Here is a 21,052-nt window from a genome sequence, read left to right on the forward strand (position 1 = left end):
GGTCAGTGCGCGATGGCCAGGAATTGCTCAGCGATGACCCAGCTGTCGCCAAGGACGAGCAGAGTGAGGCTGGCCGGCGGCGCGACCCATGTGCCTTGGCGCTCGGACCAGCGCTTCGGCGGGCCTGCCGGCAGGATGTTTGGCGCGACGCCGTGGGCGAGAAGGACGTCGGCAAGAAGCGTCATTGCTGCCTTGGACCCACCGGCGAGTTTGCCGTAACCGCCAGCGATGTGGCGACGCAGGCCTTCAGCGGTCTCGTTTACCTGATCCTCGAACGCGACGAACATGCCGAGGTGACGGTCGTGCGCTGCGCGGAGAGCGTCGGTGAGGGCCGCTGGGTCGGCGGCTACGCCGCGGAAGTAGAGCTCTGCCTGTTCGTCCACGATGTCAAGGAGCGCGGGATGATCGTCCAGCAGCTCGGCCTCAACAATGGGACTCTCGGTGATCGCCCAGCGGATGGGCGAATGGCACGCGATGGACCACTGGCCAGCTCCCGTGTCCGGTGTGGGCCGCGCCCGGACAACAATGTCGAATCGCTCGGCTTCCGGGAGCCAGGTCGTGCCGACGATCACCCCGACGTGATCGAACTCGTTCTCGCCCAGGACCTGTTCGAGTACTTCAAGATCGTGATCCACCTGCGAAATCATCAACGATGTAGCGACCCGAGCGGCCTCCGGTCAGGGTTCCGACCCGGTTATGGCCGGAGGCTGACGTCTTGGGCGCGCCCGTCGCCTGAAGTAACGCGCGTCGTCATCATCGCGTCGTGGCGGTTGACCCGCTGTCGATGCAATGACGCCCGCTCTCAAGTAGGTAGCCGACCTTCTCGATAGAAGGTGAGCCATGCCTGAAGCCTCTGACCAGAACCTGGAGGCGGCGACGCACGCGATACGAGCGGCTGCCGATCACCCCGAGACGCTGAGTGAGTACGTCGCCCTTCTGGAGCGCGCTTGTAGAGACCATCCGGACAGCGCGGAGTTCGCGTACCGGTTGGCGGCTGAACTCCAAAGCTCGGCTCCTACTCGTGCCCTCGAACTGGCCCGCCGCACGATCGATCACGAGCACGACAATCCGGGAACTCTGATCAATGCCGGGGAGATCCTCTGTTCTGCCGGCGATGTTGACGGCGCGTTGCTTGCCGCGAAGCGAGCGTACCTGCTGGTCGACACCGAGCCCATCCATGAGGCAGCGGGATCGCTGATGTACTTGTACGGGGTTATCGCAGGTCGGCGCGGCATGACCGCTGAGATGCTCGAGTGTTTCGAAGCAGCGTTCGACTGGGACCCGACGCACCGAACGTTCGGATTCATGCTGGCCACGGTTCTGCGCGTAGACGGTGACGAAGAGCGGGCCCAGCGTGCTGCGCAGCGAGCGCTGCAAGGGCGGCCCGGAGACGCGCGGCTGACCGAGTTCCTCGCCGAGCGCACCTGAGCGCCGTCGGGACGTCACCGGCCGCGAGGTCACAGCACGGCGCGCCCTCTAGTCGACTGGGCGCCCTGACGAACGCCCGGTGAGGGTTCGGCTCCGGACGTCACGCTCAGACCGTACCTCTGCTCTGTCGATACTCGAGGTGTGGTCTTCGCAGAACGGTTCCGGCGCGCGCTCGCGTCAACAACTCTCGTGCTGTGCGTCTCGACAGCGCTGTTGGCTTGCGGAGATACCGGTGGCGGATCCCGTGCCGCGCAAGTCTGTGACGGGGTCAAGCGCACGGGTATCTACCCAGGCTCGCGCACCATCATCCAAGGTGATGGGAAAACCACCACGGCGCGGTTCATCGCGCCCTCCGCGCGCGCCGTCTGCGCCTGGATCGGTGAACCTCAGCGTGTCGAGAAACTCGGCGCCCAGCGCGACGCGTGGCGTTACGGCGACCGCGGCACCGTGGTGGTCGAGAACGGGAGGGTCGCGTCAATCGACATCGAGGACGAGGGCGGGCGCGTTCAGCAGCCGGTCGGGGGCTGATAAGCGCGGGTCCGCAGAGGCCTTCACGGACGGCGCGACCGTGTCACGAGGTACGCGACGATCGCGCCGACGAAGATGACTGCCGCCGCCATTTCCACTGCAGCGACGGCGCGCGGTGTATCGCAGGAGCCGCCGCCCTCCGAACCGCAACCCGCGTAGTGCGTAATGCGGGTCACGCTGGCGGCGACGTACAGGGCCAAAGAGGTCAGCACCGCAAGTACGAGGTGGTACCGCCGCATCTGAGGATCGTCGCAGAGCCAGTGAGCGCTATACGCCCGACCGCGGGCGTCGGGTACAACCCACGACGCGTCCGGAGAGGGCTCGAAACGGGACGCGGGCCTGAGGCCCTAGGGTCAGCTGGACTCGTTCACACGCGCGGAGCAGCGCCCGCACAAGGTGACCTCGTGACCGTTGTGGTCTCGCCACTCGCCAGGCGAGCCGCACGCCTCGCAGATCGTCGCTGATCGCTCACGAAACAAGTCGGTCAGTTCGTCTACCGCCGCCATTTCGGCAAGCGGCCAGCTGCCGCCTGGATAGTTCTCGCGCGGACCCGGGAACGCCTGGAACGCGAGCTCGGCGTACTTCTCTTTCACCGCGTGCAGCTCGTAGTCCGGGAACCTCCGGACGACTGCCTCGTGACATTCGCGGACGAGGCGTAGCCAGCCGTCGCCGACGTACATCTCGAACGTGCCGCCGTCCACCGCGTGCTTGCGCAGATCAGCGAGAAGCTCCGGGTCGTTCAGGTTCGACACGCACCCAAGCCTGCTGACCGCACCCGCGCAGCGCAACTACGGTCGGCCCTCGCCCGTCCGGCAAGGGTTTCCAATGTGGGCATTTGACGCCCAATGGTCGTGTGATCAGTTCTCAGCTATGGAAAGCAGAAGCAGGCATGAAGCGCCGCCCAGCGCGACCGCGAGGAGGTACAGGCGCCATGCGCCCTGCGACTCGTCCGTAGTGGCGAGCGCGAACCCACCGAGTGCGGCTACCACCGCTCCGCCAGCGAGGGCCACCACGATCGCCTGGCCCATCTGGCCTATTGACGAACCTTCGCCGGTCGCCCAAAGGGCGTAGCCACACGCCGCGACCGCCGCGCTCACCGCCGCTACCCCACTGAATAGCGCGAAGACCCTCGTCACAACGCCCAGTATGGCTTGCTCCCCTCCTCTTGGGCGCATCGAGCCCTGGCTGTGCCCAGGCTCGCGATCCTGGGGCCCGGTCAGGGTTCCTTGGCAGAGAACTGCGCGCGCTGGCCTTCGACGTGCGTTCTTGCGGCGGAGATCCAGCAGCGTGGCGAAGGCGCCTGGTGGGAGGAGCGATGGATCGAGGACCTGGCCGCCATCCGGTGACGGCTACTCAACGCTCCTGAGGCGGGCCAGACTCAAACCAAGACCTCCCGAGCGGACGTGCTCCATAGTGCCTGATGGACGCTGAGTTCAGGCCGTCGTTGGTACGCCGGTAGCCTCGAGAGGTAGTGAATGGCGCCGGGCACTCTGAAGCAGATCGCGCGCGCCCTCACCGCAACGAGGACGGCTGGGCGGTGGACGGCCCGGCCGCCGTGTGTCTGGACGGGCTCGGCGGTCATCGGGATGGCCACGTCGCGTCGCAGGTCGCGACCCACGCCTTCCGCACCGCGACCAACCCGGACCTCGGAGACCCGTCGGGACGCCCGGCCGTTGAGCGATTCGATGTGCTTCGCGCAGCGCTCCTCCAGGCCAGGGACAAGGCTCGTCGCGGCATCGGGCCGGGAAACCCGTCCATGACTTGTGCCGCCGTCGTCGCCGTGCTCAACCCGGTTGCCGGGAGTGTCGACGTCTGTTGGGCGGGCGACTGCCGCGCCTACCGCTTCGACCCCGCCGCACCGGTCCGGCTTGTGCAACTGACCTACGACCACGACCTCGTCTACGACCAGTGGCTTCACGGCCGGATTGACGACGCCCGTGCCGGTCGCGTGCGCTGGGCCCTGGACCGGGCCCAGACCAGCTCCGAGGCGTTCCACCTCGGTGGCCCGCTCGCCAAGAAGGCCTTCAAGAAGCGCAACGTGATGCACGCCGAACTCGCGATCGGCGAACCGTCCTGGACATCCGCGCCAGCAGGCCCCGGTTCGCTAATCCTGCTCGCGACCGACGGCATCCACGACAACCTCACGCCGGACGAACTCACGGCAGTCATCGATGAGCACCATGCGCGCAACGCCGGCCTGAAGCAGCTACCTCGCGCGGTGTGCGAGGCAGCGCTGCAGCTGGCGCTCGCAGGGCAGGGTCGCGCGCACCACGACGACATGACGTGCGTCGTCCTTCGCGCATAACCGCTGCGTCCGGTGACGGTTCGTCGAATGGACCGAACGCTGGTTTAGTTGAGCTGCTCGTCGATCGGGCTGCCCGACGACGCGAGCCACGCGGGGCGTCCGTCCTTCGGGACCACCACTGGCCCGTTACCGACCATCGAGTCGGAGATAGAGCCGTGTTCGAGGAAGCTGCGAGCGTTGTATCCGAATACCCATGCCTGTCTGAACTCGTCGCAGGCGCACAACACGATCTCGTCAAGCTCATCCGGGCGAACGTGCCGATCGAGATAGTCCTGTGCAGCCAAGTAAGCGTCTTGGAAGGTCACGTCCTTGGGTCCTTCCCCAACAGGCGAGGTCGTGACCCCATAGCCTGCGGTCGTGCGCGTCGCCGAACTGGATCCTCACCTCTCTGTTCTTCCTGACGCTGTGCGCAGAACCGCCGTCGTGTTTGCGAACGGCGACGTCGCCTGGCTCAACGAACACGCTGACGCAGCCATCAACGCGATCGCTGACGCCCAGAGACTCATCGTTGGTCTAGACGCTCGGACCATGTTCTCAGACGGCGGATACACGGAGACCCCGATCAGCGCGTGGACCGAGGCTCCGAACGAGGGGAGCGACGACGCAATCGAGCGGGCTCGCGGAGAGGCTCTGGACGCGCTGCTACTTGCCAAGTCTGAAGGCACGCACGTGCTCCTAAACTGGTTGAAGGAGCGGGACGCGATTCGCGCAGATGGGTGCGGCGAAGACGTCCGCTGAGGGTTCAGTTCCGGACGCGTCTACGTCTCCCAGTAGCGGCTGACGGGCACTGCGAACGTGGTGCTGGCTGGGAACGCCCAGAGCGACACGTCGAGGCCGAACTGGATGTCGAACTCGTCCTGGACCAGCACGAGAGATGCGTCGGGCCGAGACCACCATGCATAGCCGTAATCCCACCCGGTTCGCTGCTCGTCCTGGTGGCGTCCCGTGAAAGTCGGTGCACCGAGCGTCTGAGCGAGTGCTGCGCGGATGTTGTCGAACGCGTCGTGCATTGCCGCGACGCCGGGACCTGTCTCGTCGAAGTAGGCGAGTGCGGCGAACGCAAGCGGCGGGCAACCGGTCTCGCGCGCCTCGACCGCGACGACCCGCGGCTCTCCGTCCAGCATGAACTGGAAGTTCAACACAACGCCGTCATCATCCAGAACCTTCCAGCCAGCCTGAGCCGCGAGACGCCTCGTGCTTGCCGCCGCGAACCCCGCGTGCGCGACGGCGCACAAGCCCTCGGCCAACGAGTCAAGGCGAGTTGGCCGCGCACTCATGACGGGATGCTCGCAGCTGGCGACAGCGTCCGTAGCAGGCGGAAGCCCTCGCGTCCGGTCAGGGTTGCCGAGCGGACTGCGCTCGTCTGGGACCATGGCCGCTGTGAGCGACTCCCGCTGGTACGTCGACTTGTCGTCCCGCTCGACCGGACGATGTTCGACGCCTGCGCAGCGCAAGCGCGGAGCTGCTGGAAGTCGTGGGCGAGCAACGAAGCCGGGTCGGCTGGGAAGACAAAAACCTGGCGCGGCATCTACGAAGCGATAGTCAAACCGCTCAAGGCGGCGACGACGTCGCGCCGCCCGGAAACGTGATCCGGTGTGACGGAATGTGATCGCAGAGCCACACGCCGTTTGACGCGCGGTAGAACACGGTGCCTGTCTCGGCCATGCCTGCGGCGTCGACCTGGAGCACGATGGCTGCTCCCCGCCGCGAACCGACCTTCTCCGCGGTTTCGGGGTCGAGAGACAGGTGGACGTGGTGGCGCTTCATCGAACGGAGACCTTCACGGTGGATTGCCGGCAGCGCCCCGGAGTGGGTTCCGTGGAACAGGCGAGCCGGCGGCGCGGCAGGCTCGTAGGCGAGGTCCACCGCCACTGAGTGCCCCTGCGCGGCACGGATCCGTGTGCCTGTGGGGTCGAACGCGAACCGCTGCTTCGGGCTCTCCGCCACGACGCGATCAAGGTCTCCACGCGTCACCTCGCGCCCAGCGGCACGAACTCCGAGCAGCAGTGCGTCGACGTCGACCCAACCAGCCTCGTCGAGCTCAAGCCCCGCCGCCTGGGGCCGATGCCGAAGCACGAGCGACAGGAACTTGCTCAAGCCGACATCGTCACGCTGGCCCATCGCACAGACGCTACCTGCGAGTGGGGCGGCTTGCGCGACCGCCGAGCTCCGCGGGCGCCGAGATCTCGTCCTAATCAACGGTGGCGGGATTCGGGCTCGGTCGTCCGCACACGCCACGTCGTCGGGTCAGCGTTCGCTTGCGACCGTCCGCCCACGCTCAGCATCGTGGAGTCCGCAGCGCTCTTCGACCGCAGACGTACGCCGACGACCCACCGATCGCGGTCCGCGGGTATCGGGGCAGCCGCCGGGCTACAACCGGATCTGCCAGCTCCCGCTGAACGGGGGACGAACACCGGCGCCACCGAGACCGGCTTTTGCGCCCGCCTTAAGGGCACCGTAGCCACTGAGGTCGACGGCGACCAGTGGATGCGCTCCGGCGGTACGCAGGGCGCGGCGGATGGCCGCGCGCGGTCGGATCGCGAGTGTTGCGCGATGTCCGCGGCTCATTCCGATCTTCGCCTGGCCGAGCTTGAGCGGGGTGCGGCCCGGGCGGCGGAGCGTCGCGGTGACCGTGCCGCGGCAGGTCGCGATGACTGCCTGGGTCTGCGGACGGCAGTACACCGCGACGGTCAGCGCTCCGTTCGCGGTGCGATGGGGCGCGGTCGCCATCGAGAACAGGTCGCTAGCGAGGACCGCGAACTGCTCACAGCCGTCGACGCGGCGATCGGCGGTGCCCGGTCCGGCGACGGTGTCGTTCCCGGCACCGCAGTTGAAAGCCGTCGGAGCGACCGCCAAGACGAGTGTGTCGTCGCCATCTCCGCCGGCGACGACCGCGGCGGGACCATTGACCGTGAGCCGGTCTGAGCCGAGGCCGCCCGCGAGGACGTCGCCCGGGTCGTTCGCAGTGAGTTGGTCGGCCCCGTTCCCGCCGTCGATACGGTCGGCTCCCGTACCGTCGTAGAGCGTGTCGCCGCCCCCGCGGCCCACGAGCATGTCATCGCCCGCGCCGCCGCTCAGCGTGTTCGGGCCGTCGTCGCCCGCGAATGAATCTGCACCGCTCCCGCCGGTCACCGCCTCGACCCCGTCGAGCTGGTCGCGCTCGCCCGCCGTGCCGGCAGTCCCGGCGGCGAGGTCCGCGGCGATCGGGGCGGTACGCGATTCGTACGTCGCGAGGTCCACCCCCGCCCCACCTTCGAGGACGTCGTCGGAGCCGCCCGCATCGCCGGCCGTCTCGGTCCCGTCGCCCGACAACGTGTCGTTGCCCGCACCGCCGCGCAGGACGTCGCGACCTGGGCCGCCACGTAACCGGTCGGATTGGGAGGACCCGATCAGCGTGTCGTCGCTGCTTCCTCCGGAGAGCCAACCGGCGCCCTGAAGGAAGTCGTTCCCGTCGCCACCTTCCACCTGGTAGGCGGGTACGTCGTCCGGAACGCGGACGCTGTCGTCACCGTCCCCGGCGAAGACCGACACCGCCATCGCCTGGGCGTTGGCGGCCGTGCAGCCGGCGGTGTGCTCGTCAATCGTCACGCAGCCCGTCCCAGGGATGACGGGGGCACCGTCGTCTTGGAAGAGCCACGTTCCTCCGGTCTTTGCCGCGGCGACGGTGACGCGGTTCGCCTCCCCTGGCGCCGCGGCGTACACGACCACCGATTGGCCTGGCCCGTATCTGTCCGGGGCGCTGGTACCGACACGCACCGTGGCGGCACCAGCGGCAGTCGGCGCGAGGAGCAACACGGCGACGGCGGGAGCCGAGAGCAAGCGGGACACGCCAGGTGGAACGACTATGTCGTCGCAGAGTTGCGCGTGAGGTGAGGCAGATCCGTCTGGGTGCACCGCCCGTGAGGTGAGCCCTGGCCGATCAACGGCACGGCCGATGACACACAAGGGGGTCCGGTAGCGGTTTTGCCACGGCCACCGGTGGCCTTCTAGAGCCGTTCGATGACGACGTTGCCCGAATCGTCGTCCAACTCAAAACCCGGATCGAAGTGCGCGTGGACTCCCGGCGGGACGTGTTCTTGAGTCAAGGTAAGGAGATGCTGGGCGAGCGATCGAAGTCCCTCGCGATTGCCACTGGATGAGGATCCCCTCCGCGCTCGCGGACACTCGCAGCTCGTACCCAGCGACCCAACTAAGCTCGAGCCCGCGCTCCGCGTCGTAGGTACCAAGCTCGATCGGGGCGTCCACGGTGGGATGGTCTCAGACCAGGAGACCGTCGGGTCACCGTCCCCATTCCGAACACGCGACAAGGGCCGTTCTGCGCCCACCAGCTAGCCGGATTTCGCTATGGCGCGGGCAAGTCTCCCCTCGTATCGCCTGAAGCATCGCTGCCGGCGGCTAGGACGCGATGCGTTGCTCCGGAGGACTCTGAGCCCGATGTCTGCGTACTCACGCACAGTCACGTCCTCATCTAGGTCCCCGGGCTCGTCGGAGCTCGCGACGAGCATCCTGAACAGGTGCTCGGGCTTGCTGGGCAGGAGCTGCTCCAGCCGTCCTACTGCGGCACGCGCTTGGGTCTGGGTCTCTGTCGGCTTAGCCTCACAGACGAAGTCAAGGAGCGTCCCGTAGCCGAAGAACGCCGCCTCCTTCTGTGTCAGGCGTGGTCCGTCTTCCTGCTCGTAAGAGGACCCGAGCGGGGCGCATCCCGCAAGCAGGGCCGCGCACAACGAGGCGAGGAGTAGAACTCGAGCGGGGATCCGTCGAGTATCAGGCAAAGGGTCCCCGGTCGCCGTCCGGCTAACCGGGCAGCACGCCGGCCGTCGAAGGCCACCGGGGGGTTCAACCGCAGGCCTCGCCGGCCCACGTCCGGTCATGCGAGGGGTCCTTCTACGAGGCTACGCCCGCGTCTAGAGAGGGTTCCCGACCGCTCAGCTTCGTCGCGCCGTGCGGGACAAGCGCAGTGCTGCCAGACGCTACGTCAGGGGCGCGGTAACCGCGGTCGTTCTACCCGGCACCACGAGTCGCTGATCGGCCCTAAGACCAGCAGCCCGGGACGGGCGGCAAAGCCGCTCACGACCACGCACAGCAGCGGGAGCCGTGCTCAGCATGGAACAGTCCGCTGATGGCTTCGCCAACGCTTGGACATCTTCTATCGGCCCTAGCCCACGGACATAGCGTCCAGGTGCACCCTCCCGCAGGGGAGCCGACCGTCAGTGCCCCGGCCGTCCTGACTGCCGACCTGGCTCAGATGTACGCCATGTGCGGCGGACTCGGGCCGCTCGGAGAACGCGCCTGGCAGGTCTGTACCCCGCCCGCGTTCGAGCGGGCTTCGCCAAGGCTGCTCACCCCGTCGATCGACCGCGAAGTATCCGCGGACTATCCCGATGATGTGACCGTCCACTGCTACGTCTTTGCCGACGACGGCGAAGGGTCCAGCACTGGTCCGCACTTAGTCGTGGACCTACACCCTGCCCGCGCCGGCCGGTTCTATGACGTCTTTTGGGACACCTACGGCCTGGTCGGCCAGATGCCTGTCGTGGCGACGAACGCACACGACGCCCTCGTCTGGCTCCTTGCGGCCGACGACGACAAGCCAAGTCCTCTCGGCGACGCGTACGACAAATAGTCGCGAGTCACGTTCGGCATCGTGAACGCACGCACCTGCTCAGCCCAGAGGCGTACGGAAAGGGTTTCCTGACGGGTCGCTTGAGAGACTGAGACGCCGGCTTCGAGCAGCGCCTCAGCGCATCCGAGTCCTAGTCATCGCGGGCGAGCCCGTCCAGGCTGCTGGCCAGATCGAACACGACCCACAATCCGACGAACGCAAGCGCCACGACTAGGAGCCCGATAGCGGCCACCGCGACCCATTTCGGCGTGAGCACTCCCGCAGCCTACGTCTCCACGGCGGGCGAGGTCACTCACGAGTTCGACAGCCCGCACCCGGCCCGTCAACTCAAGCCGTGCCACTGCTGCAGGAGCGTTGGGCAGGCGACGCCGACAGATCATCCGCGGAGCGCGGACCACGCTCAAGGATGGGTCCGATTCGGAAGCTAATCGGAGCTATTTGAGGGAGCGTCCGCCGGCTCGAGGCCGTATCCATCGCCGGAGCCTTGCCACACAGCGACACCGTCGTCAGTCACGTAGATCTCGAGATGCGGCTGCTCGGCTCCCGGCGAGTAGACCGCCTCCCACTGTCCGTCGACGTCCAGATCTTGGAAGTAGCCGAGGGGCTCGAGCGACGCCGTTACGCGGCGGCTGGTCTCGTTGATGAGCGTGATCCGGATAGGCGTGCTGGTGGGCTGCGTCATCGGCCAAGTCTGAGGCCGAGCTCAGACGGCTCGTTGGGTCGAGTGCGCTCGCGTCCGGTGACGGTTGCCGATCAGGGCGACGAAGTCGCCACCACCTCGCCTTCCCTGTCTTTGAAGACGATGCTGCGGGTGGTTCGCTCAGTGCCGAGGCGGACCTCGTACAGACCTCGGGTGACGGAAGTGATCGCCACGAGCTGGCCTGCATAGTCACGCGCCTCGACGGTGGCTGCGTCGGCCGGCGCGATACCGCGTTTGCGCGCTTGGCCCGGAGGCTCGCGCGGCATGGTGAAGTTCTGTGCGCCGCGGCGCCGGGCCTCTCGCAGCCGGCGGCGGAACTCTGAGGCGTAGGCCTTCCGCGCCGCGCTGGTCAGCCGGACCGGCTTGATGATCATCAAGCCCGAGCGTCCTGAAGCGATCACGTGCGCTGGGTTGCAGCTCGCGCCGCTGGTCGTGATCAGGCAGGCACCGGCGTCGGCCGACGGCACCACGATCCAGTGGTTGCGTCCATCGGGTGCGAGAACGCGCCGCGCCCGGGCGACGACCGGCGTAAAGCCCTCGCCCCGGGCCGTCGCGATGATCCGACGCTGCGGGGCGGTCAACCGCACCGGCTCCCCCGCGGTAAGCGCCGCCGCGACGGCCGCTCGTGATCGCTGTGCGGAATCGCCCGAGAGGGCGGTCACGGCCGCCGCAGTCCCTCCCGCCGCCGCCAGTAGCCCCCAGGCCATGAGGAGCCCCGCGCGGCCGCGACGCATCACGCTGCGACGAGACGGTGCCGGTGCCGGTGCCGGTGCCAGGGTCTGATCAAGCCGCTCGACCACGCGCTTCTCGACAGAGTCGCTGTCTGTGACAGCCGTGGCTTGCAGGAGCGCGCGCAGCTGAGCGTCGATGTCGAGGTCAGGCATCTCCGCCTCCTGTGGTGTGGTCGTCGTGTGCGAGTTCGGCCTTGACTGAGCTCCGGGCGCGAGCGAGGCGCGAGCGGATGGTCCCCACCGGGACGCCGAGCGCCGCCGCTGTCTCTTCGTAGGACAGCTCCCCCCAGACGTTCAGCAGCAGCGTCTCGCGGTCCTCGAGCGACAGACGCTCCAGCGCTCGGACGAGCATCGGGTCAAGCACGTGCGCGGCACCCCCGGCATCCTCGCTGGAGGGCTGAGAGTGGCTGTGCTTCCGAAGCACTTTCAGCTGTCGCTGCTCGTGCCGCCGGTGATCGGCGACGACGTGCGCGGCGATCCCGTACAGCCATGGCAGCGCTGTCCCATGCCGTTCGTCGTACCGGTCACGCTGCCGGAACGCGCGGAGGAACACCTCGTGCGCCGCGTCCTCGGCGAGATCCGCACCGAGCCGGCCGCGCAGGTAACGCAGCACCGGGCCCACGTGGGCACGGTAGAGCGCGCCGAACGCCTCGGGCTCCTCAACCGACCACCGCAAGGCGCGCGCATCGTCAGTGCTCAGCGGCATCTACACCCTTATCGTCGCTCGCCCCCAGAAAGTTCGCGTCGGCCCAACTTCATCAGAGCCGGCGCGATAGCCGCTCGGCTCAGGATCGGTAAGCGTCCGATGGAGGCCACGACGCGGGTGGACTCCCCGCTTCCTCGTGACCCCGGATCATCGTGTGCGGAGCGTGCGTGTTGTCGGCCTCCTGCTGGATGTGCTGCTAGACCCTTGCCGGCCTGACCGGTCGATGGCCGCGGTCCGGACGCCCGGGGTCCGCCGCGACGCCTGACTGCAGGCCGCGAGTCGAGGGCGGGGCCGCTGTAGGCTCGCGCGGCATGAAGACCACTCGCGGATCGGCCCGGCGCCTGGCTCCCGTCGTGCTCTGCGCGCTCGCGGCAGCGTTCGTGGCCGCCCCTGCCCAGGCGGGGAAGTGGCGGCGCTGCGAGGTCGAGACGGCGTTCCCGGTCCGGACGTTGTCGACCAGCGCGATGACATGCTCGGAGGGGAAGCTGGTGTTTGGTCGCCTGTTTCGCGACAACCCGAAGGCGAACCAGCTCCCGTTCGGCGCGGCGCGCCGGTTCAAGACCACCGGTCGCACCCGCGGCAGGGTGCGCTCGCTCACCTGCTCGGTCAAGTTCGGTGCTGAGACCGGCGCGAACCGCGGCGGCGTGAAGCTGACGGTCCGGTGCCGTGACTTTCGCGGTGACGGCATGAACTACACCGAGCAGCAGGACAGCGTGTAGACCCGAGGTCGAGCTCTGGGCCGAAGCGAATGCACGAGGGCGCATGCCCGCTCGGCACTCCCGATCGAAGTTCGGATTGGGCGTGCTCCCCAGCGCGAGAGGGTCGCGCCGGATGCTAAGAACCTCGAGGTGTCCTCTAGGCGCGATCCCGTCGCTGTCGTCCTCGGTCTCGCGTCTGCGGCGATGGCCGTCGTCGTCGTGGTGATGACGTTCCCTGAATACCAGCAAGCCGAGGTACCCGGCAACGTCGATGGCTGCGGGCGCCCGTGCCAGCCAGCGGGGCGGGTCTGGGACGGCGAGGCGTGGCTCGGACTGGGCCTCGCTACGTGCCTCGCGCTGATCGCCGCGGCGGCCTTGCTGTGGGGCCTCCGTCGTCGAGAGCCCCGAGCACGGAGCGGTTGAGCTTCCTTCTCGCGGCGTTTGCTGAGACTCTCGCACCGATGTCAGAAGACTTCGTCGCAGCCGCACTCGTTGCCGGCCTTCGGCCGCACCTCCCAGCCGGTGTCACGCTCACGGCGTTTCCAGGCGAGCGGATCGGGCTGCGCTTTCGCGAGGCCATCAAACCCAGCGACGGGCATCGGAGCTCCTCACCCCTAACCTTCGACCTCGTTGAAGCGACCGCAGACAACAGCCATGTGAACGCTGTCGCGAGCGCAGTTCGATGGATCCTCTCCTCGATCCAAACCGAGGTCAGCGAATGGGTCGGCTACCGATGGCCGGAGATCCCGGAGAGCTCGTCGGCCAGCGGAGGCGGAGAAGCGTACGCCGTCCCCGACCACGAAAAAGCCGTGTTGCTTGTCGGGCTTGAGCGCGAGGATGGCTGGTCTCTGCGCATAGCGCAGCTCCCAATCGCTGAAGGCATCGTGGGCCGCCGCTGAACGCTTACCGCCGCCGTCCCAGCAGGCGCACACATCAGCGACGCTTAGGCACGGTCGCCGGCGGCGAGCTCTGCCGCCGATTGATGCAGCCGGATCGCGCCCGACACGGCTACGTTTCGGGCATGCACGTGGAGCATGTCACCGTGGTGGTCGACGACTACGACCAGGCGATCGCGTTCTACGTCGACGTCCTCGGATTCGAGCTTGTGGAGGACTCGACGGCGACCACGACCGACGGCCGCGCGAAGCGCTGGGTCATCGTCCGGCCGCCCGAGGCCCAAACAGGCTTGCTCCTGGCACAGGCGGACGGGGACGAGCAGCGGGCGGCGGTCGGCAGGCAGTTCGCCGGCCGCGTCGGCTTGTTCCTACGAGTGGACGACTTCGACGCCGCGCACACACGGCTACGCCTCGCCAGCGTCACCATCATCGGAGAGCCGCGATCTGAGGCCTACGGTCGGGTCCTCGTGTTCCGAGACGTTGCAGGCAACCACTGGGATCTCCTTGGGCCGCCGGACTAACCCAAGCCCACCTGTGCGGTGGGTGCTCCCGCTGCGAACAGGGATATCCCCATGTCCGGGCCGGGTCGATCTCGACCGGTGGCTCCGGCTCACCGGCGCTCAGACAACAACACAACCGAGGCGATCGTTGGCATCGCTGCTTCGCGTCGTTCGCGCTGCGGGCGCGGCGCACCATGCCCGAGGGGCAGCGCCAGCGGCGCTTTCCGAGGCGGCTGCGGTCTGGGAGCTATCGGGCGGCAGAACCCACGGTGAATACCGCGACTCTCCACGCGGGAGTTCGTTGTGCAGTCATGCGCATTCGCTGGCTTGGCACCATCGCAGCGGCAGCTGTTGGCCTGACTGTCTGCGTCGACGCGAGTGCTGCAGGTGCGCCACCGCGATGCCGCCCCGACGGCGCGGTTCGCTTTCAGAACCGCGAGATCGTCGTCTTCTCGAAGGACCAAGACGTAGTCGGCTGCCTGCGTCAGACCGGGCGGCGGACACGACTCGGTGACTTCTACATCCCGCAGGACAGCTCTACCGAAGCCGGTGGGCTGAAAACCATCCGCGCGCGCGGCCACGTCGTCCTGACCGTCGAGACCGTCGAAGCGCCGACCGGGAGCAGCGCCAGAGTCAGCGTCGTGAACCTGCTCACCGGCCGACGCACGTTCACCGTCTTCGTCGCTCCACCCTCAGGGCAGGGCAACGCTGCGGTCACTGCAGAGCGCCTCGGTCCCGGCGGCACGCTGGCGTTCATCGCCGAGATACAAACTGACCACGAGCTGCTGCGAACGGTCCGGGTGCACGACGCCCTCGGTGACCGCGTGGTCGACCACGGCGTCGCGATCGACACCCGATCGCTGAGCATTCACGGCACAGACATTCGATGGCGCTCGTCCGGCGCGACACGCTCGATCACGCTTCAGCCGCCCGCCTGACGGATCTGTCTGGACGGAGAGCCGTAGCGCCGGAAACCGCGCCCGATGTGGGCCCATCACGATCGTCGGATAGCGACGCTGCACGGACGTCGTCGCCGGCGGTGTGTCCGGGTGGGTACTAGGACGTGTCGGCGAGGTACTGCATGAGCGGCTCAGCCCCCAGGCAGCGCGCATGCCTTTGAGGATGGCGATGGTGACCTTGCAGTTGGGCGCGGGGAGTTTCCATGACCAGCCGCGAATGTCTGCGTCGGTGATCGGGCGGACGCCACACAAACGAAGGGGTCCCTGTTTCTAGCGCTCGGTCAGCTTGGCAAGCGCTTCGTCGCGTATGTCCGTCGTAGACGCAATGGCGCCAGCGGGCGGCGAAGGCTTGTGCGACCCACTCGAGGGCCGCTTGCGTGATCGGAGTCCGGAGCCTATGAGAGCGACTCGTCCAGGGCCCCGAGCGCGTCGGTGAGCGCGAGGTTCGCCTGATAGTTGACGGGGCAGGCGATGACGGTGACGGTGTCCCGCGCGAGCGCGTCCTTTAGGGCAGGTAGCAACTCCTGCGCCGTCCCGATATGGACGCCGCGAGCGCCGAAGGATTCTGCGTAGGTGACGAAGTCGGGGTTGGAGAATGCGGTGTCGGCGTGGTGGCCAAGCTCAAGGTCCATCTTCCACGTGATCAGCCCGTATTCGTCGTCGACCCAGATCAGGATGACGATCGGGACCTGCTCGCGCAGCGCCGTTTCGATCTCCTGGGAGTTCATGAGAAACGCGCCGTCCCCGGTGGCGACGAGCACCTTGCGGTCAGGCATCGCAAGCTTGGCGCCGATCGCGCCGGGAACGGCCCAGCCCATCGTCGACAGGCCGTTGGAGATCAGGCACGTGTTGGGAGCGTAGGTCGGGTACAGGCGCGCCATCCACATCTTGAGCGCGCCGGTGTCGACCAGGACGATGTCCTCGCGGCCCAGGGCGCTGCGGGTGTCGGCCACGATGCGCGTGGGCGACAGCGGGAAACTGTCGTCCGCGGCGCCGCGCTCAAGCTCGGCGCCGATCCGGCTGCGGATCGCGCTCTCGTTAGCGTCCGGGGCGAAGCGTTTGCCGACGGCGTTCCCGAGCGCGTCGAGCGTGCGGCTGATGTCGGCCTGCAGCCCGACTTCGACGGCGTAGCTGACGTCGACTTCGGCTGGGAAGCGATGGATGTGGATGATCCGCTTGTCGCCCTGGGGGTTGATCTTCTTGGGGTCGAACTCCTGCAGCTCGTAACCGACCGCGACGATGACGTCGGCCTCATCGAAGCCGAAGTTCACGTAGTCATGGCGCATGAACCCGACGGCTCCCAGGGCGTTGGGATGGTCATCCGGGATGACGCCTTTGCCGTGGAACGTCGTCGCGACCGGGACGTCCAGGCGCTCGGAGAACCGCCGCAGCGCGGGGCCAGCGCCAGCCCGGGCGGCGCCATGCCCAGCCAGGACGATCGGGTTCTCGGCGGCCGTCAGTACCTCCGCCGCGCGGCGGATCTGGTCAGGTGAGGGCTCGTCGGGGCGCGGTCGGTTGATCGGTAGCGGCTTCGCGTCTTTCGGCTGCGGCGCGGCTTCGATGTCTTCCGGCACCGCTAGGTAGACCGCGCCAGGACGCTCGGTCTGGGCGAGTTTGAACGCCTTGCGAAGCATCTCAGGCACCGCCCCAGGGGTGGCGACCAGCTCAGCCCACTTGGTCACCGGATCGAACATCGACACCAGATCAACGCCTTGATGGGACTCCTTGAAGGACCGGTTCATCCCGACCTGGGCACTCAGCGCCACGAGGGGCGTCGAGTTGGTCGTCGCATCGGCGACGCCGAGCAACAGGTTGATCGCGCCCGGGCCAAGGGTCGCGCTGCAGACCCCAGCTCGACCGGTCAGCCGTCCGTAGACCTCGGCCATGAATGACGCACCCTGCTCGTGGCGCGTCAGGACGTAACGGATGTCCGACGCGGCCAGCGCGTCGATCAGACGGATGTTCTCCTCGCCTGGGATGCCGAACACGTACGTGACACCCTCGCTTTCAAGACATTCCACCAGCAGATCGGCGACGAGCGGCATCAGCTGAGCCTAGGCCTCCGGTCTGATCGTCGACGCGTGCGCGTCAGCTTCGATGGTTCGCACGGCTCCGTACAAGCGGCCCGCGAGCCCGCCCTGGTCTCTGGCCCAAAGGCGGCCCCGACCTTCGCGAGAAGCTCCGTCGGACGGCCGGCTTCGCGCGCTCGGTGGACAGAACCCGGGCTGCTGACCACATTCCCGAGTGCTCGTCCAGCGGCGGGTGACGGCCACCGATGACGCGCCAAGACCGCCGGCTACGCCGACTGGTATGTCGTGGCCCGGATAGCCTCAGCCGATCCGCGCGTTCCTGCTCAGTTCTGTTGCGCTTTCGATCCGCCTGGCGGACGGCGACGCGCGCGCCCGCCAGACGATCGCAGCGACCGCTGTGCTGCAGGCACCCGCCTCGCCGGCCGGCGTGACGACGGCGTGACGCCGCCCCGGAGCATGTCCGCCGTGGCGCTTGTGTGCGTCATCTGGGCGGCGGGGGTCCCGTCCGCCGAGGCCCGCGGGGCGTGGCCCGCGCCGCGCGACGGCACCATCCGCGGCGACGTGATGCGAGGCACCGACCGCGCTGATCGTCTCCGTGGCCACGGGGGGCCGGACGTGATCCGCGGCCGGGGCGGGAACGATCTGCTCACCGGCGGCACCGGCGGAGACGAGGTTGCTGGCGGCAGCGGCGAGGACACGATCACGGGGGCGGCCGGCGGGGACACCCTCGACGGCGGCCCAGGCGCGGACATCGTGGTCGGCGGCTTCGGCTCAGACCGGATCTCCGGCGGGAGCGGGGACGACAACCTCGAGGGCTCCAACGACGCCGATGTCGTGCACGGCGGCGCAGGCGACGACGTCATCCACGGCGGGTCAGGGCCGGACATGCTGTTCGGGGACGCGGGCAACGACATCGTGTACGCCGACAGCGGCGGCGACACCCTGATGGGTGGGCCGGGCGACGACACCCTGTTCGTCGACACGAGCTCCCCTGCGACGATCGACTGCGGACCGGGCGAGGACACGCTGTACCTCGTGCAGCCCGCGGGACTCTCCGAGGACGTGCCGCGCGAGTCACGCCGGGTCCTCGGATGCGAGCACCCCCTCATCCTCGACGCGATCGTCGACCCGAACACGGGCGTGCGGTACCTGGCGCCGTCGACCGGCGGGACGCGCACCGGCTCGGCGAAGGACGACCTGTTGCTCGGCGGGCCTGGCCCGGACACACTCCGCGGCGGTGCCGGCAACGACGTGCTGTGGGGGCTGCGGCAGGCCGGGCTGACCTCGACCGCGCGCGACGTGCTCGACGCCGGCGCAGGCGAGGACACCATCTACGGCGGCCCCGGCCCGCAGCAAATCCAGGCAGGGGCCGGCGATGACTTCGTCAACGGCGGGCTCGGGAGAAACGACATCGACGCCGGCCCGGGCAACGACACGATCCGCCTGCGCGGCACGAACATCTCGACCATCCAGGGCGGAACGGGTGACGATGAGATCTACGCGGGCGGACCGGCACGAGCGCGGGTGCGCTGCGGGCCCGGCCGCGACACCGTCCACGCCGACAGCGGCGACGCCGTCGCCGCGGACTGCGAGCGCATCGACGCCCCCCGCGCATCGCGACCACAACGACTGCGCGCGGGCACAGCGCTGCGTGCCGCCGCACGAGTCACCTATGCCGACCTCGTACGCGCCACGGCGGACCTCGCCCACTGGTGGCGCCTCGGGCCCGCCCCGGCCCTCCCGGGCGCAACGCCAAGCACGGTACGCGACGAGGTCACGGGCAGCGTCGGGACCGCGCCCGGGGACCACACCGAGCCCGGGGTCACCGACGACGGCGATGGTGCGTGGCTGCCGCGCGGCCCGCTTGAGACCCGCGTGTCCTCGGCCCCGCTGCAGGCGCCGACCTCGACGCTCGAGGCGTGGGTGCGTACGCCATCCACACCGGACGCCCAAGAGGTCCTGAGCGCGCGGTTCGCCGGCGCCGCCGTCATCGCGGTCACCGTTGACGCGAACGGCACGTTCCAGGCGCTCATCAGCCGTGGGAGCACGGGCCCGGATACGCGACTTGCTGGCTACGGCAGCACCGCCGGCCAGGGCGTCTGGCACCACATTGCGCTCACGCGCGCAGGAGGCCTGGCGACGCTGTACGTGGACGGCGTTCGGACCGATTCGGACGTCGACGCAGACCTGGCCGCGCTCCCAGCCACCAGCGACCTGCAGTTCACCTCTGCCGACCCGTCCACCGCGACCGCGATCGACGAGCTCGCCCTGTACACGCGCGCGCTCACCGCCGCCGAAGTGGCAGCGCACGCCGGCGTCGGCCGCGAAAGCTCCACCGCGCCGATCACGGTCCCGGACCCACCGTTTGGACGCTACCTGCAGGCCGGGTTCGCGACGCGCCTACACACCGGATCGGCCGGCTCCTCCTACCAGTGCCTGCTCGACGAGACCATTCAGCTGCCGTGCGCCGAGCGGTTCGTCCTGCCGGTCCTAGAGAGCGGCAGCCACACGCTGAAGATCACTGCGACCGACCGCTTCGGCCGGGTCGAGACCACACCTCGCACCCACACATTCGCTTACGCGCGAGCGAATCCCTACACGGCCGGGGCAGCCGTGATCGGGGTCACGGGCGCCGTGCCGACGCTGCTAGCGATGGGCTCCAACGACCGACAAGCCACGTTTGAGTGCGCGTTGGTCGCCTCGGTCTACTCCGAGCCGACGCCACGCGAATGGATTCCGTGCACGAGCGGCACACCGCTGCCGGAAAACGTCACCGGCGTCGTGCGGTTCCGTGCGGTCAGCGCCAGCGGACTGCGGGACCCGACCCCAGCGCTGCTGCAGCTGCGGCCACGCGCGCAGGCGGCGTCCGGGCGTCCCGGGGCGTTCGGCGGCGCGCGGGCGGAGCTTCAGATCGCCGCGGAGGACTCAAGGCCGTCCGCCTACCCGTACACCTGTGCCCTGGACGGCACGCCGCTCGTCGACTGCCGCAACGGGAACGCTCTTCCCGTCCTGCGGCAGGGGACGCACACGCTGCAGGTCACCCAGCAGACCGCCGTGCTGCCGGATCCGATCGTCATCGCTCCGCTGCGCTTCACCGTCGGCACACCCGCCGCGTTGTCCCTGACGGCGTTGCAGTTCCCCGCCGTCGTCGAGACAAGCGCGGCGCTCGCCAGGCGCGTTCCGCGGGTTCGCCTAGCGCTGGATGCGCCCGCGCTGCTGACCCTCACGATCACGCGAGGCGACGGCCGGCAGGTGACCTCATCGGTCACGGTGGGCACGGCTGGCCCGAACACCGTGAAGATCCCCGCCAGCGCCCTGCGCCGCCTCGCCCTCGGCCGCTACCAGCTCGAGGTGACGGCGGCCGGCGTGGCCACGCCGCCCGCGGCGGCGCGCGTCCCCTTCGCGATCATCCCGCGCGAACGCTGACGCGCCCCCGACCCCGCTGAGCTCGCGCGGTGAGACGTCCACTGCGGGCGGCCGACACGAACGCTCGTCGGCGGCGCCGCGGTCCGCCTGGCCGACTGAAGCGGCTCGTCAAGGGCGTCTGATCGGGGAGAGCCGCAGCGAAACTCCGTCGGCGCCGACCCCGGTGAATCCGAGCTCGATCCGATGCGGACCGACCCGCACGTACGGCTGCACGACGGTCCTACCGTCCTGTTCCCACGGCGCCGGCCACTGGTCCGTCGTCCACTCCGAGATGTCCGCCTGCAGCTGATCGAGCACCGTCCAGAGCCAGGCAGCGACAGAGCCGCCGGACGCGAGCCGGAAGAGCGTGATGCCCTCGTCGTCACCGGCTCCCACGCCGACGCCGTCGCTGCGCCGCTGCACGTGAACGCCGTCCGGCAAAGACCCGGCGAGCGACCTGGCCAGCTCGTCGAGATACCACTCCGCGTCGGCGTCGGACTCGGCGAAGATCACGTCATCCTCGTCATCCTCCGTCATGCCGAC

The 21,052-nt window shown here is 68.6% G+C and carries 24 protein-coding genes; 10 read left to right on the forward strand and 14 right to left on the reverse strand.

Annotation, left to right across the window (positions count from 1 at the left end; all coding sequences use genetic code 11):
- Positions 1-2: 2 nt before the first annotated feature.
- Complete coding sequence (locus tag DSM112329_RS14490) at positions 3-635, reverse strand: hypothetical protein (RefSeq protein WP_354697259.1); 633 nt, start codon at positions 633-635, stop codon at positions 3-5.
- 205 nt (positions 636-840) lie between these two features.
- Between DSM112329_RS14490 and DSM112329_RS14495 the strand changes: the two genes are divergently transcribed.
- The gene (locus DSM112329_RS14495; RefSeq protein ID WP_354697260.1) at positions 841-1,428 is read left to right on the forward strand and encodes a hypothetical protein; all 588 of its coding nucleotides are present in this window, start codon (positions 841-843) and stop codon (positions 1,426-1,428) included.
- Positions 1,429-1,569: 141 nt separating this feature from the next.
- Positions 1,570-1,956, forward strand: a complete 387-nt coding sequence (locus DSM112329_RS14500; protein WP_354697261.1) for a hypothetical protein — start codon at positions 1,570-1,572, stop codon at positions 1,954-1,956.
- 23 nt (positions 1,957-1,979) lie between these two features.
- Here the strand turns inward: DSM112329_RS14500 and DSM112329_RS14505 are convergent, their stop codons facing one another.
- The 3 genes from DSM112329_RS14505 to DSM112329_RS14515 form a co-directional block, all read right to left on the reverse strand.
- Positions 1,980-2,195, reverse strand: a complete 216-nt coding sequence (locus DSM112329_RS14505) for a hypothetical protein (protein ID WP_354697262.1) — start codon at positions 2,193-2,195, stop codon at positions 1,980-1,982.
- A gap of 114 nt (positions 2,196-2,309) precedes the next feature.
- Complete coding sequence (locus DSM112329_RS14510) at positions 2,310-2,708, reverse strand: hypothetical protein (protein ID WP_354697263.1); 399 nt, start codon at positions 2,706-2,708, stop codon at positions 2,310-2,312.
- Positions 2,709-2,813: 105 nt separating this feature from the next.
- Positions 2,814-3,053: a hypothetical protein gene (locus tag DSM112329_RS14515; protein ID WP_354697264.1), complete on the reverse strand. Its 240-nt coding sequence runs from the start codon at positions 3,051-3,053 to the stop codon at positions 2,814-2,816.
- 374 nt (positions 3,054-3,427) lie between these two features.
- On the opposite strand from DSM112329_RS14515, the gene DSM112329_RS14520 reads away from it, so the two are divergent.
- Positions 3,428-4,261, forward strand: coding sequence for a PP2C family protein-serine/threonine phosphatase (locus DSM112329_RS14520; protein WP_354697265.1), 834 nt, complete (start codon positions 3,428-3,430; stop codon positions 4,259-4,261).
- A gap of 44 nt (positions 4,262-4,305) precedes the next feature.
- Here the strand turns inward: DSM112329_RS14520 and DSM112329_RS14525 are convergent, their stop codons facing one another.
- Positions 4,306-4,566 carry a YrhB domain-containing protein gene (locus tag DSM112329_RS14525; RefSeq protein ID WP_354697266.1) on the reverse strand — a complete coding sequence of 87 codons (261 nt, stop codon included), beginning with the start codon at positions 4,564-4,566 and terminating at the stop codon, positions 4,306-4,308.
- Positions 4,567-4,618: 52 nt separating this feature from the next.
- On the opposite strand from DSM112329_RS14525, the gene DSM112329_RS14530 reads away from it, so the two are divergent.
- Positions 4,619-4,999: a hypothetical protein gene (locus DSM112329_RS14530; protein ID WP_354697267.1), complete on the forward strand. Its 381-nt coding sequence runs from the start codon at positions 4,619-4,621 to the stop codon at positions 4,997-4,999.
- Between the two features lie 20 nt (positions 5,000-5,019).
- Here the strand turns inward: DSM112329_RS14530 and DSM112329_RS14535 are convergent, their stop codons facing one another.
- The 3 genes from DSM112329_RS14535 to DSM112329_RS14545 form a co-directional block, all read right to left on the reverse strand.
- Positions 5,020-5,508 carry a DUF6301 family protein gene (locus DSM112329_RS14535; protein ID WP_354697268.1) on the reverse strand — a complete coding sequence of 163 codons (489 nt, stop codon included), beginning with the start codon at positions 5,506-5,508 and terminating at the stop codon, positions 5,020-5,022.
- A gap of 304 nt (positions 5,509-5,812) precedes the next feature.
- On the reverse strand, positions 5,813-6,358 hold the full coding sequence (locus tag DSM112329_RS14540; protein WP_354697269.1) for an RNA 2'-phosphotransferase: 546 nt from the start codon (positions 6,356-6,358) through the stop codon (positions 5,813-5,815).
- 273 nt (positions 6,359-6,631) lie between these two features.
- Complete coding sequence (locus tag DSM112329_RS14545; RefSeq protein WP_354697270.1) at positions 6,632-7,969, reverse strand: calcium-binding protein; 1,338 nt, start codon at positions 7,967-7,969, stop codon at positions 6,632-6,634.
- Between the two features lie 1,537 nt (positions 7,970-9,506).
- On the opposite strand from DSM112329_RS14545, the gene DSM112329_RS14550 reads away from it, so the two are divergent.
- Positions 9,507-9,884, forward strand: a complete 378-nt coding sequence (locus tag DSM112329_RS14550; protein WP_354697271.1) for a hypothetical protein — start codon at positions 9,507-9,509, stop codon at positions 9,882-9,884.
- A 130-nt stretch (positions 9,885-10,014) separates the two neighbouring features.
- On the opposite strand, the gene DSM112329_RS14555 is transcribed toward DSM112329_RS14550, so the two are convergent.
- The 4 genes from DSM112329_RS14555 to DSM112329_RS14570 form a co-directional block, all read right to left on the reverse strand.
- Entirely contained in the window at positions 10,015-10,140 is a 126-nt protein-coding gene (locus tag DSM112329_RS14555) for a hypothetical protein (protein ID WP_354697272.1), read from the reverse strand.
- Between the two features lie 168 nt (positions 10,141-10,308).
- The gene (locus DSM112329_RS14560; RefSeq protein WP_354697273.1) at positions 10,309-10,566 is read right to left on the reverse strand and encodes a hypothetical protein; all 258 of its coding nucleotides are present in this window, start codon (positions 10,564-10,566) and stop codon (positions 10,309-10,311) included.
- A 71-nt stretch (positions 10,567-10,637) separates the two neighbouring features.
- Entirely contained in the window at positions 10,638-11,468 is an 831-nt protein-coding gene (locus tag DSM112329_RS14565) for a hypothetical protein (RefSeq protein WP_354697274.1), read from the reverse strand.
- On the reverse strand, positions 11,461-12,021 hold the full coding sequence (locus DSM112329_RS14570; protein ID WP_354697275.1) for an RNA polymerase sigma factor: 561 nt from the start codon (positions 12,019-12,021) through the stop codon (positions 11,461-11,463). The genes DSM112329_RS14565 and DSM112329_RS14570 overlap by 8 nt, the downstream gene beginning before the upstream one ends.
- A 311-nt stretch (positions 12,022-12,332) precedes the next feature.
- Between DSM112329_RS14570 and DSM112329_RS14575 the strand changes: the two genes are divergently transcribed.
- The 4 genes from DSM112329_RS14575 to DSM112329_RS14590 all read left to right on the forward strand — a co-directional run bounded on the left by DSM112329_RS14575 (position 12,333) and on the right by DSM112329_RS14590 (position 15,053).
- On the forward strand, positions 12,333-12,740 hold the full coding sequence (locus tag DSM112329_RS14575) for a hypothetical protein (protein WP_354697276.1): 408 nt from the start codon (positions 12,333-12,335) through the stop codon (positions 12,738-12,740).
- A 440-nt stretch (positions 12,741-13,180) separates the two neighbouring features.
- Complete coding sequence (locus DSM112329_RS14580; RefSeq protein WP_354697277.1) at positions 13,181-13,618, forward strand: hypothetical protein; 438 nt, start codon at positions 13,181-13,183, stop codon at positions 13,616-13,618.
- A gap of 122 nt (positions 13,619-13,740) precedes the next feature.
- Positions 13,741-14,136 carry a VOC family protein gene (locus DSM112329_RS14585; protein WP_354697278.1) on the forward strand — a complete coding sequence of 132 codons (396 nt, stop codon included), beginning with the start codon at positions 13,741-13,743 and terminating at the stop codon, positions 14,134-14,136.
- Between the two features lie 290 nt (positions 14,137-14,426).
- Positions 14,427-15,053, forward strand: a complete 627-nt coding sequence (locus tag DSM112329_RS14590; RefSeq protein WP_354697279.1) for a hypothetical protein — start codon at positions 14,427-14,429, stop codon at positions 15,051-15,053.
- A gap of 416 nt (positions 15,054-15,469) precedes the next feature.
- Here the strand turns inward: DSM112329_RS14590 and DSM112329_RS14595 are convergent, their stop codons facing one another.
- Positions 15,470-17,119: an acetolactate synthase large subunit gene (locus tag DSM112329_RS14595; RefSeq protein ID WP_354697280.1), complete on the reverse strand. Its 1,650-nt coding sequence runs from the start codon at positions 17,117-17,119 to the stop codon at positions 15,470-15,472.
- A 450-nt stretch (positions 17,120-17,569) separates the two neighbouring features.
- Between DSM112329_RS14595 and DSM112329_RS14600 the strand changes: the two genes are divergently transcribed.
- Positions 17,570-20,530: a LamG-like jellyroll fold domain-containing protein gene (locus tag DSM112329_RS14600; protein ID WP_354697281.1), complete on the forward strand. Its 2,961-nt coding sequence runs from the start codon at positions 17,570-17,572 to the stop codon at positions 20,528-20,530.
- A gap of 108 nt (positions 20,531-20,638) precedes the next feature.
- Here the strand turns inward: DSM112329_RS14600 and DSM112329_RS14605 are convergent, their stop codons facing one another.
- Positions 20,639-21,046 (reverse strand): hypothetical protein, encoded by a 408-nt coding sequence (locus tag DSM112329_RS14605; protein ID WP_354697282.1) that lies wholly within the window; start codon positions 21,044-21,046, stop codon positions 20,639-20,641.
- Between the last annotated feature and the right edge of the window lie 6 nt (positions 21,047-21,052).

The sequence above is a fragment of the Paraconexibacter sp. AEG42_29 genome (assembly GCF_040581415.1).
Lineage (GTDB): Bacteria > Actinomycetota > Thermoleophilia > Solirubrobacterales > Solirubrobacteraceae > Paraconexibacter.